Annotated in this window: 14 protein-coding genes and 1 pseudogene; 9 read left to right on the top strand and 6 right to left on the bottom strand. The window is 71.5% G+C overall.

Annotated elements, in window-relative coordinates:
- Positions 1-42 precede the first annotated feature (42 nt).
- The 5 genes from ACZ7G3_RS05100 to arfA all read left to right on the top strand — a co-directional run bounded on the left by ACZ7G3_RS05100 (position 43) and on the right by arfA (position 5,772).
- On the top strand, positions 43-1,401 hold the full coding sequence (locus ACZ7G3_RS05100) for an extracellular solute-binding protein (protein ID WP_470923281.1): 1,359 nt from the start codon (positions 43-45) through the stop codon (positions 1,399-1,401).
- Entirely contained in the window at positions 1,398-2,339 is a 942-nt protein-coding gene (locus tag ACZ7G3_RS05095) for a carbohydrate ABC transporter permease (protein WP_470923279.1), read from the top strand. The genes ACZ7G3_RS05100 and ACZ7G3_RS05095 overlap by 4 nt, the downstream gene beginning before the upstream one ends.
- Entirely contained in the window at positions 2,336-3,199 is an 864-nt protein-coding gene (locus ACZ7G3_RS05090) for a carbohydrate ABC transporter permease (protein WP_426598778.1), read from the top strand. Before ACZ7G3_RS05095 ends, ACZ7G3_RS05090 begins: the two co-directional genes overlap by 4 nt.
- Positions 3,196-4,179, top strand: a complete 984-nt coding sequence (locus ACZ7G3_RS05085; RefSeq protein ID WP_470923277.1) for an arabinan endo-1,5-alpha-L-arabinosidase — start codon at positions 3,196-3,198, stop codon at positions 4,177-4,179. The genes ACZ7G3_RS05090 and ACZ7G3_RS05085 overlap by 4 nt, the downstream gene beginning before the upstream one ends.
- Positions 4,180-4,266: 87 nt before the next feature.
- Positions 4,267-5,772, top strand: coding sequence for an arabinosylfuranosidase ArfA (arfA, locus tag ACZ7G3_RS05080; RefSeq protein WP_470923276.1), 1,506 nt, complete (start codon positions 4,267-4,269; stop codon positions 5,770-5,772).
- A 16-nt stretch (positions 5,773-5,788) separates the two neighbouring features.
- Here arfA and ACZ7G3_RS05075 read toward each other — a convergent pair whose 3' ends face one another.
- Entirely contained in the window at positions 5,789-8,596 is a 2,808-nt protein-coding gene (locus ACZ7G3_RS05075) for a beta-galactosidase (RefSeq protein WP_470923274.1), read from the bottom strand.
- Between the two features lie 165 nt (positions 8,597-8,761).
- On the opposite strand from ACZ7G3_RS05075, the gene ACZ7G3_RS05070 reads away from it, so the two are divergent.
- Positions 8,762-9,415, top strand: coding sequence for a DUF4360 domain-containing protein (locus tag ACZ7G3_RS05070; RefSeq protein ID WP_470923272.1), 654 nt, complete (start codon positions 8,762-8,764; stop codon positions 9,413-9,415).
- Between the two features lie 76 nt (positions 9,416-9,491).
- Here the strand turns inward: ACZ7G3_RS05070 and ACZ7G3_RS05065 are convergent, their stop codons facing one another.
- Positions 9,492-9,797 (bottom strand): hypothetical protein, encoded by a 306-nt coding sequence (locus ACZ7G3_RS05065; RefSeq protein WP_426519583.1) that lies wholly within the window; start codon positions 9,795-9,797, stop codon positions 9,492-9,494.
- Between the two features lie 218 nt (positions 9,798-10,015).
- On the opposite strand from ACZ7G3_RS05065, the gene ACZ7G3_RS05060 reads away from it, so the two are divergent.
- On the top strand, positions 10,016-10,759 hold the full coding sequence (locus ACZ7G3_RS05060) for a hypothetical protein (protein ID WP_470923270.1): 744 nt from the start codon (positions 10,016-10,018) through the stop codon (positions 10,757-10,759).
- Positions 10,760-10,770: 11 nt separating this feature from the next.
- On the opposite strand, the gene ACZ7G3_RS05055 is transcribed toward ACZ7G3_RS05060, so the two are convergent.
- On the bottom strand, positions 10,771-10,953 hold the full coding sequence (locus ACZ7G3_RS05055; protein ID WP_470923268.1) for a DUF397 domain-containing protein: 183 nt from the start codon (positions 10,951-10,953) through the stop codon (positions 10,771-10,773).
- A complete protein-coding gene (locus ACZ7G3_RS05050) occupies positions 10,950-11,759 on the bottom strand; it encodes a helix-turn-helix domain-containing protein (RefSeq protein WP_470923266.1) in 810 nt (269 codons plus the stop codon). Before ACZ7G3_RS05050 ends, ACZ7G3_RS05055 begins: the two co-directional genes overlap by 4 nt.
- A 130-nt stretch (positions 11,760-11,889) precedes the next feature.
- Here ACZ7G3_RS05050 and ACZ7G3_RS05045 point away from each other — a divergent pair, with 130 nt between their 5' ends.
- Entirely contained in the window at positions 11,890-12,360 is a 471-nt protein-coding gene (locus tag ACZ7G3_RS05045; protein WP_470923264.1) for an ATP-binding protein, read from the top strand.
- A gap of 241 nt (positions 12,361-12,601) precedes the next feature.
- Here ACZ7G3_RS05045 and ACZ7G3_RS05040 read toward each other — a convergent pair.
- Positions 12,602-13,615, bottom strand: a pseudogene (locus ACZ7G3_RS05040) (substrate-binding domain-containing protein); the annotation flags it as partial.
- A 589-nt stretch (positions 13,616-14,204) separates the two neighbouring features.
- Between ACZ7G3_RS05040 and ACZ7G3_RS05035 the strand changes: the two are divergent.
- Entirely contained in the window at positions 14,205-15,185 is a 981-nt protein-coding gene (locus ACZ7G3_RS05035) for an arabinan endo-1,5-alpha-L-arabinosidase (protein ID WP_470923262.1), read from the top strand.
- 10 nt (positions 15,186-15,195) lie between these two features.
- On the opposite strand, the gene ACZ7G3_RS05030 is transcribed toward ACZ7G3_RS05035, so the two are convergent.
- A complete protein-coding gene (locus ACZ7G3_RS05030; protein ID WP_470923260.1) occupies positions 15,196-16,890 on the bottom strand; it encodes a pyridoxal phosphate-dependent aminotransferase in 1,695 nt (564 codons plus the stop codon).
- Positions 16,891-16,910: the final 20 nt, after the last annotated feature.

Here is a 16,910-nt window from a genome sequence, read left to right as displayed (position 1 = left end):
CGTCGGACGTACACCTTTCGTTCATGACAGATGGGGCAGGGCATGGGACGACCTGGCCTGGATCGCAGGCACTTTCTGGCCGCGGCGGGCGGCCTGACGGTCGCGGGCAGCTTCGGCTTCGCGGCCCTGGGTACGGGCGCCGACGCGCTCGCCTCCGGAGCGGACACCCGCGTCAGCTACTGGAACCTCTTCAGCGGCGGCGACGGCTACAACATGATCGCCATGCTGGACTCCTTCCGTAAGGACAATCCCGGCATCGACGTGAAGGACTCCACCCTCCAGTGGGGCAGCCCCTTCTACACCAAGCTCGCCATGGCGGCCGCCGGCAACCGCGCGCCGGACCTCGGCGTCATGCACCTGGGCCGCGTCACCGGCTTCTCACCGGGCCGCCTCCTGGACCCCTGGGACGTCGGCCTGCTCGCCAAGTACGGCGTCAAGGAGGCGGACTTCAACCCCGACCTGTGGAAGCGCGCCGTCATCGACGGCAAGCTCTACGCCCTCCCGCTCGACATCCACGTCCAGCTCTGCTTCTACCGCAAGGACGTGCTGAAGAAGGCCGGACTGCTCGGCGCCGACGGCCGGATGGTGCCCGTGACGTCGACCGACGAGTGGTTCGACGTGCTGAAGGAGGCCAGGAAGGCCACCAAGAAGGGCCTGCAGACCATGGGCTTCTGGCACAACGACCAGAACTTCCAGTGGTGGTTCTTCGTCGCCTTCTACACCCAGCTCGGCGGCACCTGGTTCGACGACGCCAACGCCGAGGTCACCTTCGACACCGACAAGGCCGTCCAGGTCCTGGAGTTCCTGCGCCGGCACGTCGCCGACGGGTACGCCGACCCCAGCTTCGGGGGCGGCGCGGGCGCCGAACAGTTCGTCAACGGTTCCCCGTTCGCGTGGGAGGGCAACTGGTCGGTGCCGGTCTTCTCCGGCGCGAAGCTGGACTACGGCGCCGCCCCGCTGCCCCCCGTCTTCGGCAAGCAGGCCACCCACGCCGAGTCGCACTCCTTCGTGCTCCCGCACCAGGCCGGCCGCGGCGGCGCCACCAACGAGGCCGCGCACCAGCTGGCCGCCTACGTCGTCAAGCACGCCCAGCAGTGGGCGGCCGGCGGACACATCCCCGCCTACACGCCGACCCTGTCCACGGCCGCGTACAAGGAGCTGAACCCGCAGAGCGAGTACGCCGGCGCGATGGACCACCAGGCCACCGAGCCGAAGGTGTGGTTCGCCGGGTCCACCGGCATCCTCGCCCAGCGGGTCGGCCCGATCGTCGTCTCCTCGACGATGGGCTCGTTGAAGCCCGAGGCCGCCGCCCGCCGCATGAAGGGCGCGCTCACCGACCTGCTCGGCACGAAGAACCCGATGGACGGCAAGACCGCCGCGCAGGGAGGTGCGGCCGCATGACGACGACCAGCGCTGAATCGATCATCCGCCCGGCGCGCGCGAAGACCGCCGCGGCCGGCGCCACCGTCCGCCGCAGGCAGGGCTTCCAGCACGGCGGCTGGTTCGTCGCCCCGTTCCTCGCCCTGTTCGCGCTCTTCGTCGTCTGGCCCCTGCTGCGCGGCCTCTACCTCAGCTTCACGGACGCCAACATCTCCGGCGACAGCGCGAGCTTCGTCGGCCTGGACAACTACCGCGAGGCCCTCCAGGACCCCCTGATGTGGGACGCGCTCGGCCACAGCGCGTACTTCACGCTGCTCGTCGTGCCCTGCATCACGGTCCTCGCCTTCCTCCTCGCGATGCTCGCCCACCACATCGAGCGCGGCAAGTGGCTGTGGCGGCTGTGTTTCTTCATGCCGTTCCTGCTGCCGTCCACCGTCGCCGCCAACCTGTGGCAGTGGCTGTTCAACCCCGGCACCGGCATGATCAACCACGTCTTCGGTCTCGAGACGCCGTGGCTGACCGACAAGTCGTACGCGCTGCTCGCGGTCGTCATCACCACCCTGTGGTGGACGGTCGGCTTCAGCTTCCTGCTCTACCTCGCAGCCCTCCAGGGCATCCCGCTGCACCTCTACGAGGCCGCCAAGCTGGACGGCGCGAACGCCTGGCACCGCACGGTCCACATCACGCTGCCGATGCTGCGCAACATCACCGGCCTCGTCGTCGCCCTCCAGATCCTCGCCTCGCTCCAGGTCTTCGACCAGGCCGTCGTCATGCAGGACTTCGGGCCGGGACCGGAGGAATCGACCCGCACCTTCGTGCAGTACACCCTCGAACAGGGCTTCACCAGCTACCGCGTGGGCTACGCCTCCGCGATCTCCATCATCTTCTTCGTGCTCATCGCGGCCGTCGCCCTCGCCCGGATGTGGCTGCTGCGCAACCGTGAGGAGGGCGGCCGATGACCACCGCCGCAGCGCCGACGCGGACCAAGCCCCGCAAGGCCTGGTCGCCCAGCCAGATCGTGCTCACCCTCCTCGGCGCCGCCGTCTCCGCGGTGTTCCTCGCCCCGCTCGCCTGGGCGCTGTTCACCTCCCTGAAGTCGGAGACCGAGGCCGTCGAGGTGCCGACCCACTGGCTGCCCGAGGACTGGACGGGCCAGGCCTGGACGGCCCTGTTCGAGACCGGCAACATCACCAACTGGTTCGTCAACTCCCTGGTCGTGTCGGTCTGCGTGACGGCGATCGTGCTGCTGGTGAGTGCGCTCGCCGGGTACGGCTTCGCCCGCACCGAGTTCCGCGGCAAGGGCGTCCTGATGGGCGTCGTCATGGCCGGCCTCATGGTCTCCCCGGCCGTGCTCGGCGTCCCCCTGTTCACCACCGTCCAGCAGATGGGCATGGTCGACACCTACTGGGGCATGATCCTGCCGCAGTGCGCGCCCGCCGCGATGGTCTACATCCTCTACAAGTTCTTCCAGGGCATCCCGCGCGAACTGGAGGAGGCCGCCTTCATCGACGGCGCCGGCCGCTGGCGCGTCTTCTTCACGATCATCGTGCCGCTCTCCCGCCCCTCGCTCGCGGCGGTCGGCATCTTCACCTTCATCAGCTCCTGGAACAACTTCCTGTGGCCCTACATGGTGACCAACAATCCCGACCTGATGACCATGCCGAACGGCATCGCGACCGTCATGAACTCCTACGGCATCCAGTGGGCCCAGCTCATGGCCGGCGGCCTCATGGCCGGCCTGCCCCTGATCATCGTGTTCGTCTTCTTCCAGCGGCAGATCGTGGCGGGCGTCGCCCACACGGGATTGGCGGGACAGTGACCGTGCGCAGAACACTCGCCGCCGTGGCGACGGCCGCCCTGATGGCCCTGGTGCCGGGCGCGGCGCAGGCGGCGCAGAGTCACCCCGACCCGCGTCCCATCACCGGCCAGCAGATCATCCACGACCCCACCGTCCTGCGCCTGAAGGGCGGCGGTTACGTCGCCTACTCCACCGGCGGCGTCATCGGAGCCCGCCTCTCCGAGGACGGCAGGCACTGGGACGACGCGGGCAACGCCTTCGCCGAGCCCCCGGCCTGGTGGTACGAGTACAACGACACCGGCGACCCGTGGGCCCCCGACCTCTCCTACCGCGACGGCCGCTACTGGCTCTACTACGCGGTCTCCTCCTGGGGCACCAACCACTCCGCGATCGGCGTCGCCACCTCCCGCACCGGCCTGCCCGGCAGCTGGACGGACCACGGCAAGGTCTTCTCCTCCGAGACCACCGACACCTGGAACGCCATCGACCCGGCGGTCGTCCGGGCCGACGGCCGCCTGTGGATGTCCTTCGGCTCGTACTGGAGCGGCATCCGCATGGTCGAGCTGGACCCGCGCACCGGCAAGGCCGTCCGGGGCGCGGAGGTCCACCACCTCGCCACCCGTCCCGACGAGCCGTACGCCGTCGAGGGCCCGGAGATCGTCAAGCACGGCCGCTACTACTACCTGTTCGCGTCGTACGACGCGTGCTGCTCCGGTGTGAACAGCACGTACAAGATCAAGGTCGGCAGGGCCACGGACATCACGGGCCCCTACGTCGACAGCGACGGCACCCCGATGCTGGAAGGCGGCGGCGACCTCCTCCTGGAGGGCCACGGCCGCTACATCGGCACGGGCGGCCAGTCCGTCTTCCGCGACCGCGGCCGGGACTGGCTGGCGTACCACTACTACGACGCGCAGGACGAGGGCACGCCCAAGCTCGGCCTGAACCCCCTGGACTGGACGAGGGACGGATGGCCGGCCGTCCGTCCCGGGCGCGGGTGACCGCGCGAGCACCCACGGACCACCCGCGGCCAGACCAACCGCAGCCAGATCACCCGCAGCCGAAACCCACCCCCTGGAAGGACTACATTGCGTACCGCCCGCTTCACCCTCGACCCCGCCTTCACCGTCGGTGAGGTCAACCCCCGCCTCTTCGGCTCCTTCGTAGAACACCTCGGCCGCTGCGTGTACACCGGCATCTTCGAGCCCGGCCACCCCACCGCCGACGACGCCGGCCTGCGCCAGGACGTGCTGGACCTGGTCCGGGAGCTCGGCGTCACCGCCATCCGCTACCCCGGCGGCAACTTCGTCTCCGGCTACAAGTGGGAGGACTCGGTCGGCCCGGTGGAGGACCGCCCCCGCCGCCTCGACCTGGCCTGGCGCTCCACGGAGACCAACCGCTTCGGCCTCTCCGAGTACATCGACTTCCTCAAGAAGATCGGCCCCCAGGCCGAGCCGATGATGGCGGTCAACCTCGGCACCCGCGGCGTCGCCGAGGCCCTCGAACTCCAGGAGTACGCCAACCACCCCTCCGGCACGGCCCTCTCCGACCTGCGCGCCGAGCACGGCGACAAGGACCCCTTCGGCATCAAACTCTGGTGCCTGGGCAACGAGATGGACGGCCCCTGGCAGACCGGCCACAAGACCGCCGAGGAGTACGGCCGCCTCGCCGCCGAGACCGCCCGTGCCATGCGTCAGATCGACCCGGACCTCGAACTCGTCGCCTGCGGCTCCTCCGGCCAGTCCATGGAGACCTTCGCCGAGTGGGAGGCGACGGTCCTCAAGGAGACGTACGACCTGGTCGACCACATCTCCCTGCACGCCTACTACGAGCCGTTCGACGGCGACATCGACTCCTTCCTCGCCTCGGCCGTGGACATGGAGTCGTTCATCGAGAACGTCGTCGCCACCTGCGACCACATCGGCGCCCGCCTCAAGTCGAAGAAGAGGATCAACCTCTCCTTCGACGAGTGGAACGTCTGGTACATGGCCAAGACCGAGGCCGAGGTCAGCGCCCTGGACTGGCCCGAGGCGCCCCGCCTGCTGGAGGACAACTACAGCCTCACCGACGCGGTCGTCTTCGGCTCGCTCCTCATCGCCCTGCTGCGGCACGCCGACCGCGTCACCGTCGCCTGCCTCGCCCAGCTCGTCAACGTCATCGCCCCGATCATGACCGAGCCGGGCGGCCCGGCCTGGCGCCAGACGACCTTCTTCCCGTTCGCGCAGGCGTCGAAGTACGGCCGCGGCGAGGTCCTCGACGTCCGGGTGGACTCACCGACGTACGAGACGAAGAAGTACGGCGAGGCCGACCTGCTGCACGCCACCGCCGTGCGCGCCGAGGACGGCTCGGTCACCGTCTTCGCCGTCAACCGCTCCCGCACCGAGTCGCTGCCGCTCGACGTCGCCCTGAGCGGCCTGGACCTGACCGAGGTCGTCGAGCACAGCGCCCTCGCGGACGCCGACCCCGACGCCCGCAACACGCTCGCCGAGCCCGAGCGGGTCGTCCCGCACCAGGTCGAGGGCACCCGGCTGCGGGACGGCGGGCTGGCCGCCGTGCTGGAGCCGCTGTCCTGGAACGTGATCCGGCTGCGCTGAGGCAGGCCCGCCGGGGTCAGCGGCGCGGGCCGGGGGAGGTGACCGGTGTCACCGGCACCCCTCCGGCCGCGCCGCCCAGCAGCTTCAGCCGTACCGTCCCCGGCCCCGAGGCGGTGTCGCCGCCGGCCAGGACGGCGAGGGCCAGGGTGTTGGCGGCGGCGCGGGTGCGCAGGATGCCGTTCGGCAGGACGAAGGTGTGCGGCGCGCCCGTCGGGTCGACCGCGTACTCGCCCATGTTCCAGCCGTTGAGGAAGACCTGGGCGCGGTAGTCGCGGTCCCGGTCGTCGCCGAGGACGAGCCCGACCGAGGCGTCGACGTCCGGCGGGACGTCCAGCCGGAAGGCGGTCCGGTACCAGGTCACGCCCTGGCGCCGGTCCGCCCGGGGCAGGGACACGGACTCCCAGCGGCCGTCGTCGTAGCCGGGCAGGTGCCAGCCGTGCCGCTCCCCGAACAGCCCGCCGTGGTTGAGCGGCCCGCGCACGGGGTCGGGCGCGGTGGCGCCCTGGATCCGCCACCTCACCTTCGGTGACGCCCCCTCGAACGCGACCGACGTCAGCCCGCGGGCCGCCTTGTACGCGTCCTGGTCGTGCTGCGTGCGCCGGACGAGGACGGACAGGACGGGGGAGTCACCGGTGCCGGGCCTCTCCCGCGGTTCCCTCCGCAGCGCCCGCCGCAGTCCCCCGGGCAGCCGGAAGCGGGCCGTGGCGGTCCAGGTGCCCGTCCCGTCCGCCTCCCGGTCCATGCGGTGCGTGCCCAGCGGCTCCCCGTCCAGCCAGGCCATCAGCATCCCCCGCGCACCCGTGCTGTAGGCGAGGGACACCTCCTCCAGGCCCGTGGCGCCGCTGAGCCGGCCCCGGTACCAGACGTCGCCGTAGTGGAAGCCGTAGTCGTCGGCGAAGAGCACGGGCTGCCCGTCGGGCACGGGGGTCGTGCTGTACGACGTCCGCCGGTCGGCGACCGTCCATCCCGAGTCGTCGTAGCCGGGGCGGGACTCGGGGTTCTCGGTGCGGCGCCGCCAGCCGTCCAGCGCGGGCAGCACCAGTTCGGGCACGCCGGGCAGCAGCCAGGTGGCCAGCAGGCTGTGGGCGCGGCTCGCCGTCGTACTGACCGCGTCGCCGTTCCAGGTCACGTCCGTGATGCCGCGCGGCGCCCACACCTCGAGAGGGCACTCCTCGACGGTGTCGCCGGTCAGCCGGATCGTGGCACCGTCCAGGGCGACGTCGCGCAGCAGCGCCGGGCCGTGCACGAGGACCCGGCCCGACGGGGTCTCGTACGGCCACAGCCGCAGGGAGGCGGCGTCGTCGGCGAAGAGGAGCAGCAGGGTGCGGTCGGACTTGCCGCTGCGCACCCGCACCCGGGTCAGCCGGTTCTCCTCGAGAGGTACCGTGACGTGCAGTTTTCCGTGGTCGTACGCCCAGGCGGCCTCCTCGTCCAGCCGGGTCGGCCACGGCTCGTGCGGGCAGTCCAGCACCAGGTGCGCCATCTCGCCGGCCCGGCCGACGAAGGCGGCGATGTCCAGCCGCCCGACGCTGAAGGACAGCATGGGCTGCACGGTGGCGTACGCCAGTTTCCGTCCCGCGCCCACGTGGAGTCCGGTGGCGAGCAGCTTGGCGTCGTGGGCGGGGACGGTGACCTCCACGTCGGTCCCGCCCATCGGCACCTTCGAGGTGACGCCGGTGGCGGAGTCGTTGCGCAGGACGTACGCGTGGGTGCCCGTGTCCGGGTTGGCCAGGTGCCGCACCTGGATCCGGGGGTCCCCGGCCCTGACGTCGGACGCCTCCTCCAGCCGGGTGAAGTCGGGGATGTGGCGCAGCAGCTGGCCCAGCTGGTGGAGCGGGGCGAGTTTGTCCGTGGGCCGGCGCCCCTCGTCGATCGCCGCGGTGGGGTCGTAGGTGGGCGTGGGCGCGGACGGCGCGGGCAGCCAGCCCCACGAGGTGCCGCCGAACGCCGTGTGGACGTTGTGCAGCGTGATCCCCCGCGCGAGGTGGTCGAGATGGACGCGCCGCGCCTCGGCGGCGTCCCGGGTCCGCTCCACCTCGCCCCAGGGGGCCGGCGTGTCGGTGTGCAGCAGGGGTACGTCGATGCCGTCGGCGCGGAGCCTGTCGTGCAGGCGGGTCAGGCGGGCGCGCCGCGGGGCGTCGACCCGGTAGAGCAGGACGGTGCCCTCGCCCCGGGTGTACTGGTGCCGGGCGGCGACGGCGTTGACGCGGCTCAGCCACTCGTCGGCGTGGCGCAGATAGGCGGCGTCGAGGGTCCGGGCCCGGCCCTCGGCGGCCGTCAGCCAGCCGGGCAGGCCGCCCGCGTCCACGTCGGCGCCGATGTACGGGCCGGGCTGGAGGACGACGTACATCCGGGTCTCGGCGGCCGTGCGCAGGAACAGGTCCAGGTCGCGGACACCGGTGAAGTCGTACGCGCCGGGGGCGGGGGAGTGCTGGTTCCAGGCGAGGCGGACGCTGACCGCGTTGTAGCCGTACGCCCGCATCTTCTGGAGGACGTCCCGCCACAGGGACGGGCTCGGCAGCCGGAAGGGGTGCATCTCGCCGGACCACAGGGCGAGGCGTCTGCCGTCGACCAGCAGGGAGTACCGGTCCAGGGCGACCCGGTGGCGCACGCCGTCGGCGCCGGGCGGTCCGGGCGGCGGACCGGTGGGCACGGGGCCGCGAGCGCCGGAGCCGGGCAGCGCCTGGCTGCTCACGCTGCCGCCGAGCGCGAGACCGAGGACGGTGGTGCCCGCGAGGGCGCTGAACGCTCGTCTGCTGAGCCTGCTGAGCTCCAAGGGAGCCTCTCCTGTTGCCGTGCTTCTGGTGCTGCGCTGCCGGGCCATTCTCCACAAGGAGCCGGTGATGCGTTAAATGGCCGGAGTGCCATCTGTCCGTGTCCCGCCGGGGTGCATACGATGCGACCGCACTGCGAATGACATGAGCACTACAGAAATGCATGTCAGACGCAGTCAACGAATCCACCCCCCACCGACCGGGATGGGAGACCCATGGCCACCGGCCTGCTCCTGAGCGGCACGATCGCCGCGCTCCTCACCTCCGCGCTGCCCGCGCAGCACCAGCCCTCCGACGGGTTCGACGACCCGCCGCCGGACAAGATCGTCATCAAGGTCGCCACGGTGAACGGCTCCGGCTGCCCGCAGGGCACGACCGCGGTCGCCGTCTCGGAGGACAACACCGCCTTCACCGTCACCTACAGCGACTACCTCGCCCAGGCCGGCGGCGACTCCGCGCCCACGGCCTTCCGCAAGAACTGCCAGCTCAACCTGCTCGTCCACGTCCCGCAGGGCTTCACCTACGCCGTGGCGAGCGCGGACTACCGAGGCTTCGCCGCCCTCCAGCCCGGCGCGACGGCCACCCAGCGGGCCTCCTACTACTTCCAGGGCTCCCCGGACACCCAGTACCGCACCCACCCCTTCAGCGGCCCGCTCAACGACAACTGGCAGGCCACCGACACCACCGACTGGGCCCAGCTGGTCTGGGCGCCCTGCGGGGTCCAGCGCAACTTCAACATCAACACGGAGCTGCGGGTGAGCGCGGGGACGTCCGACCCCGACGAGGTGAGCTTCATGACGATGGACTCGACGGACGGGGACATCAGCACGGTGTACCACCTGGCGTGGAAGGAGTGCCCCGAGTCCTGACCGGTGGCCGGGGGCGGGCGGGCCCGTGATCGTCGCGTGCCGGGCGGCCACGGCCACGCCCGTGCCGTGCGCGACGTCAGCGCACGGTCAGCCCGCGCTCCTCGAGCTCGGCCGCACACGCCTCGGGCACCCGGACCGACGTGGCGGTCCGGGTGCCCCGGGCGGGCGCCTCCAGCCGCTCCCGTTCGGCCTCGGCCCGCGCCTGCTCGACCTCGTCGGCGATCTCCCGGCAGTCCACGCCGTACGTCCGCGTCGGTGCCGGCTCCCCGGCGGGGAACCACCCCGGCTCCTGGGCCGGCCCGGTGTCAAGCGCGGCGGTGGCCGCGGCACCGGCCAGACACAGCCCCGCCCACACGACGACGATCCACCGTCGGGCCTTCACGTGACTCTCCTCCCTCAAGGGCCGGTTCGGCCGCCGACGTTGGGACCGGCCAATCGTAAAGGCGTGACGGCAGCGGCACGGCGGGTCGTAGAGTCCGCGTGTGCGTTGAACTCCCGGGCGGTGGCCGAGCGCCGCCGCAGACGGTACGGGCGACCCCGCCGGCACGGGGCCGCCCGGTCGGCATACCCGTCGCCCGTCCCGCACCGGAGATCACCCACATGACCGCTCGGCAGCCCCTCACCTACGACTACGACGCCTTCGTCGCACTCGCCTCCGCCGACCCGGCCGTCGTCGGACTCGTCCTCAAGGGCTCCCGGGCCCATGAGGGCATGACCACCGAGTACTCCGACCACGACCTGTACGTCGTCCTCGCCGACGGCGTACCGACGGCCCTCACCGGGTTCGCGGGGCACCGCACCCCGGAACTCGACCTGGTCGTCCTCTCCCTCGACGAGTTCCGGGCCGCCGGCCTGCCCGGCTTCGAGCGGTACGCTCTCGCCCGCGCCCGCGTCGTGCTGGACCGCCTCGACGGCGGCATCGCCCGGATGCTGGCCGCCAAGGCGCGCCTCGACGCCGGCGAGGCGTTCCGGGACGCGGGCGAGTGGCTCGACGCCTACGCCAACTCCCTCTACCGCTCCGTCAAGAACGACCGCGACGGGCACGCGCTCGCGGCCCGGCTCGACGCCGCCGACAGCGTCCGCTTCCTGCTGGAGCTGCTCTTCGCCCTCGACCGCCGCCCCCGCCCCTACAACAAGTACCTGGAATGGGAACTCGCCCGTTCCCCGCTGCCGGGCTGGGACACGGGCCCGCTGCTCGACGCCGTGCACCGCGTCTCGGCGACGGGTGACGTGTCCGCACAGCGCCGTCTCTTCGCGCGGGTCGAGGCGGTGGCCCGCGCGGCCGGGCACGGGGCGGTGCTGGACGCGTGGGGCGAGGACCTGGAGCTCATGCGACCGCTGTGAGGCCCCCGCCGTCACTTCGTGGCGTGCGTGAGGAAATCGGCCCAGGCGGCGGGGGAGAGGCGGAGCTGGGGGCCCTGCGTGTGCTTGGAGTCGCGGACGTGGACGGTGTGGGGGAGGGTGGCTATTTCTACGCAGTCGCCGTCGCCGCTGCTGCTGTGGCTCGACTTGAACCAGACCAGTTCGCCGGTGCTCATAGGTCTCCTCGCATCCGCTGCAACAGGCCCACGGAGTCCGGAACGGTGAGAGCCTGCGAACGCATACTCGCATACCGTTTCTGGAGGACGCTGATCTCCTTCGGGTCGCTGACGAACAGACCGCCTCGCTGGCCTTCGTTGTAGGCGAACCACCGGTTCTCGGGCGTTTCCAGCAGCTGCATGGGGCCCGCGATCCCGGAGTGAGCCTCGCGCGTCATCGGCATGATCTGGAGGTCGACGTTACGCAGTCCGGCCACCGCCAGCACGTGCTCGATGAGCCTCCTCGTCACCTCCACCCCACCCGTCCGACGCAGGAACACGTGCTCCTCCAGGATGAAGCTGAACGCGGTGTGCGGACGCTCTCGCAGCAGCTTCTGCCGTTCGGCCCGCGCGGCCCACCGAGCCTCGATCTCCGCGTCGTCCAGCGGAGGCAGCTGCGCGGCGAACAGAGCGCCCGCATACGCTTCCGTCTGCAACAACCCGGGAATCATCCGGCACTCGTACGTGTAGAGCGTGATCGCCACGGTCTCCAGTTGAGCCCACCGCCGGAACCACGCCGCCAACCCCGGCTGCCGCACCAGATGGGTCGCCGCCCTCCGCAGGGCCCCCGTCCTCCCGAGGGCCTCCTCCGCGCGCTCCACGAACGCGGGATCCGGCATCCGCCTGCCCAGTTCCACCGACGCCACCGTGTGCTTGGAGAACCGGACCAGTTCCCCGAACTCCTCCCGGCTCAGCCCCGCGTGCTCCCGCAACCCCTGGACCACTGCCCCGAACGTCCGCAGACTGTCCGACGACTCATCGACCACTGTCGGTCACCTCCCCCGGCCATGGTCACGAACGGTGACCCGTACTGTCCACTCCGTGACCGTGTACTCCGCCGCAGCGTACGCGGCGCCCACCTGGAGAAGTGGACCCGCCGGGCGTCAGATTGGGCGCATGACAGCACCGCCCGCACGCCGGGACCCGATTACCGTACGTGTGTTCTCCCAGCGTCTCAGCTCCACCCCGCGAGGCGCGCGACTGGCCCGGCGTCTCGCCCTCGCCCAGCTGCACGACTGGGGCGTCCCGCACGGCGCGGACGTCTCCGACGCGGTCGCCGTGATCGTCGCCGAACTGGCGGCCAACGCCGTGACCCACGGCCGGGTGGCCGGCCGCGACTTCGAGCTGCGGCTCTCCCTCGTGCCGGGCAGCGTCCGGATCGAGGTCACCGACACCCGCAGTGGACCGCCCCGGCCCGGCCTGCGGCAGCCGGGCCCGCTCGACGAGCACGGCCGCGGCCTGGCGTTGGTCGACGCGTTCGCCGACCGCTGGGAGGTGCTGGACCGCGAGCCGCCCGCCAAGACCGTGCGGGCGGAGGTCGACGTGCCGGGCTGGTGGTCGCTCGTGCGGGCGCTCGGCGACGGCTGACGGACGGGTCAGGAGCCGTCCGGCCGGCACACCAGCGGCTTGTCCAGTTCGGAGCAGGGGCGGTGGCCCTTGGAGCGGATGATGTCCTTGCCGACCTCGTTGGCGAGGTAGCGCAGGAAGCCCGCGGCGATCGAGTCCGCCGGGGGTTCGCCGTAGGTGTAGGCGATCTCCGTCTCCCAGTAGGGTACGCGCCCTGGTCGGCGCCCTCCAGCGTCGCGGGGTAGCCGTCGATGCGGATCAGCCGCACGTCCTCGTGGGCCTCGGCGAGACCGACCTCGCTGTAGCCCAGGGCGCCGCGGGTCGAGGCGACGGTGTTCAGCAGGGTCTCGGTCTTGTTGACCTCGCAGCGATGGGGCCGGCTCAGGTCCATGCCCCTGCAGTCGCTCGTCGTGACCGCCGGCAGGGGACGGTCGTCCAGGACCTGCCGCTGGAGGGCGGTGCGGGTGCCGGACCCCGGGTGGCGGCTGACGAGCTGGATCGGCAGCTCCTCGCCGCCCACCTCCTCCCAGCTGGTCACCTTTCCGGCGTAGATGTCCCGGACCTGCTGCAGGGACAGGTCCTGCACGCCGGTGTCCTTGTTCACGACCAGGGTGAACAAGGACAGGGCGACGGGGCGGGGCAGGAGCCGGGTGCGGCCGGGCGACTTGGGGCCGTCGCTGAACGTCAGCCGGTTGCCGAGCCCTTCGTCACCCTTCGCCTTGCCCTTGTTCTTCTCCATGTCCTTTTCCCCGGCCGCGGCGAGTGCGTCCAGCCCCGGGACGCTGCCCTCGAACTGGCCGTCGGAGAGCGGTATTCGCGCGCCGGGGCAGGTCTTCACGTACTGCTCCGCGGCCTGCTCCAGGACCAGCTTGAACGCGGTGGAGCCCGTCAGGTGCAGCGTCCCCTCGGCGCAGTCCAGCGGCGCGGCCACGGCGTCCTCTCCCCGGGCGAACGTGGACACGGACTGGGCGACGCTCACCAGGACGAGCACGGCGAGCAGCCAGCGGACCGGCCGGGACGCGAATGGGTAGTACTCGGTCCTCTTGATGGTCCCGCCGCGTACCCCGCCGACGATGCCCGCGGTGACCTCCGGGTCGGGGAAGTCGGTCTCGGTGAACGTCGGGACGCGGTCCAGGACCGCCAGCACCTTGTAGTGGGCCCGGCGGTTGAGCTTCACCTTCGGCAGTCTGATGACGCCGTCCGAGGCCCCGAAGCCCGGCGTCCCCGGTGCGAAGAAGTCGCGCAGCACGGTGTGGCTGCACTCCGTCACGACCATGCCGACCACGCGGCGGCCCGGGAATCTCACGCGTATGCCCACCGCGTCGTTGGCGGGGGCCACGTAGTCCTCCTCGACTATCGGGGTCCAGCCGACGTTCTCGATGCGCAGCAGGGCGACCGACGGGTCGTGCAGGCCGACGCCGTCCCACTGCATGCGCTGGAGCACCCCGGCCTCCGGTCCGGAGGAGGTGGCCGAGTCCCGGGCGCTGGTGTCCATCTGCACGCGGTAGCCGAGACGTTTGCGGCCCGCGAGGAAGAACTCCCACAGGGCCGCGGTCACGGGCACGGCGAGGCCGAGCACGGCGATCACGGACTCCCACGGAAAACCGTTCATGACCGACTCCCGACTTCCGACTCAGGACGCGCGCACGGGGATGGGGAGGCCATGTTGTCCGGACAGGCGGGGGACCGACCGAAGTGGTGCTGACCATCCGTCAGGTATTCACCGGTTCGTCACCTGTGAACCGTGGTGTTCTCCGCGAGTTGGTTGCCGTTGCTGCGCGGGCCATTGACGCGCATGGGGTTCGTCCCTACGTTCCGTCCGAAGACACGATCGATGTTCGAAATCCAGAACAGGAGCGTTGTCCATGAGACCCACCACGCGTCGCAAGCGAACCGCACTCCTCGCTCTCCCCACCGCCGCACTCCTCGCGCTCGTCCCCACCACGGCGTCTGCGTACCCGAACCCGGGTCGAGTCACCGGGTCCGTCGTCACGCACGATCCGACCATGATCCGGACGTCCTCCGGCCAGTACCTGCTCTACGCCACCGGCGGAGGCATCAGCAGCAAGGCGTCCTCCGACCGCACCGCCTTCTCCACCGGCGCGGACGCCTTCCGTTCCCGGCCCGGCTGGTGGTCGCGCTACTCCTCCGTCCCGGAGGCCTGGGCGCCCGACATCTCCTACCACGGCGGCAAGTACCTGATGTACTACTCCGTCTCCAAGTTCGGCGAGAACACCTCGGCCATCGGGCTGGCCGGCTCCACCACCGGACAGCCGGGCAGCTGGACCGACTACGGCGTCGTCTACACGTCGAACACGTCCAGCGACTACAACGCCATCGACCCCAACCTCTTCGTCGACGACGACGGCAAGTGGTGGCTGTCCTTCGGCAGCTGGTGGACCGGCATCAAGATGATCCGCATCGACCCGTCCACCGGCAAGCAGCTCGCCTCCGACACCGCCCGCCGCTCCCTCGCCTCCCGCCCGAGCGGCACCAAGGCCGTCGAGGCCCCGTACATCGTCAAGCGGAACGGGTACTACTACCTCTTCGCCTCGTACGACACCTGCTGCGCCGGCACCAGCTCCACGTACAAGGTCAAGGTCGGCCGGGCGACCAGCGTCACCGGGCCCTACCGCGACCGCAACGGCGTCTCGATGATGAACAACGGCGGCACGCCCGTGCTCGAGTCGCACGGCAGCGTCATCGGCCCCGGCGGCCAGTCGATCATGAACGACGTCGACGGCGACCTGATCGTCTACCACTACTACGACGGCAACGACAACGGCACACCCAAGCTCGGCATCAACCTCCTGGACTGGAGCAGCGGCTGGCCCGTCGCCTACTGAGCGGCGGGGGTCACCCCGTCCGGCCCACGCCCGCCGCGTCCGGCCAGTGGGCCGGCCCGGGCCGGCCCGTCGCCGGGACCGACTCCAGGCCGTCGGTGCCCCTGACCTGAGCGGCCGTGAGGCCACCGCGGGCCGGTACGCCGGGCGGGGTGGGGCCGGTGGTCACGGCGTACGGGGCGGCCGTGGCAGCCGGGGCCGCCCCGGAATACGGCGCCGGGGCGGCCGCGGGTGGTGGGACCGGTGCCGGGTGGGGGACCGGCACCGGTCCGGGATACGGCGCCGGGTGGGGGACCGGCACCGCCTGCGGGACCGGCTGCGGTGCCGTCGGCACCGGCACCGGCAGCGGCAGCGACATCGGGCCGACGGCTGCCGCCGCCGGAGCGGCGATCGGCACCGCGGCGGGGAGCGGCATGCCGCTTCCGGCGGCCGGCGCGGCGGCGAGCCCTCGCAGGCCGGACCCGTTGGTCTCGCTCACCAGGCGGTCCACCGCCGCCGTGCCCGAGCTGTAGCCGGTCCCGGTCCCGGTCCCAGTCCCGGTCACGGGCTCGGTACCGGTGGCGGGCTCGGGTACGGCGGCTCCCCTCCGGGCCCCGTAGAGCACCTGTTCCAGGCCGGATACCAGGCGGCGCACGTCCATCCGGGGGCGCACCACGAGACGCAGGAAGCGGCTGGACGAACCGATCTTGTTGCCGCATTCACGGACCAGGACCCGGTGCTCGGTGAGCATGCGGTCCCGCACGACGGTGCCCTCCGCGCCCACGGGGAGGCGCACGAAGAGGAAGTTGCCCTGGGAGGGGTAGACCGTCAGGCCGGGCAGCGCGGACAGCTCACCGGCCATCTCCAGGCGGTCGCGGCGGACCTGGTGCAGGCTCCGCGCGTACTCGGGGCCGTGGTCGCGCAGCATGAACACCACGTGCTCCGCGAAGGAGTTGAGGTTCCACTTCGGCAGCATGGCGCGCACCCGGCCCGCCAGCGCCGGGCCGGCGACCAGGTAGCCGAAGCGGATGCCGTGCAGCCCGAAGTTCGTGCCGAGGCTGCGCAGGACGACGACGTTGGGGCGCAGCATCGCCTCGTGGACGACGCTGGGCTCGGCCTCCGCGTCGGCGAACTCCAGGAAGGACTCGTCGATCACGACCAGGTCCCGGTCGGCCATCGCGTCCATGAACCGTACGAGCGCCTCCTTGTGCAGGTAGCCGCCGTCGGGGTTGTTGGGGTTGCAGACCACCACCGTCCGCGTCCCCCTGGCCCGGACGAACTCGGCGTACCGCGCGAGGTCGAGGGCGAAGCCGCCGGCCTCCTGGAGCGGGAACATGTCGACCCGTTTGCCGGTCTCCGCGGGCTGGTCGGTCCAGCGGCCGAAGGTGGGGACGGGGACGGCGAGGGACTCCCGGACCAGCAGGTGGTCGATCCAGGTGATGAGCTCCGTGGAGCCGTTGCCCATCGCCACGCACTGCGGGGGGAGGTGGAGCAGGCCGCACAGTTCGGCGGTGATGGTGTCGGCGCCGCTCGGGTAGTACGTGATGATCTCGCGCAGCCGGCCGGCCAGCTCGTCGAACATCGCCGGGGTGGGGAAGTACGGGTTGCAGGGGATGCAGAAGTCCACCGGGCCGGCGCCCGCCGCCTCGCCGCTCACCCGCGTCAGCGCCGCCGTCGACGGGCTGTGCGCCGCGGTGCCGCGGAACAGCGAGGTGACGTTCCCGGACAAGTGGACCTCCGTAGGTGGGC

The sequence above is a fragment of the Streptomyces sp. NPDC037271 genome (assembly GCF_055603605.1).
The sequence above is the reverse complement of the archived record's forward strand: the minus strand, read 5'-3'. Positions and strand labels throughout refer to the sequence as shown.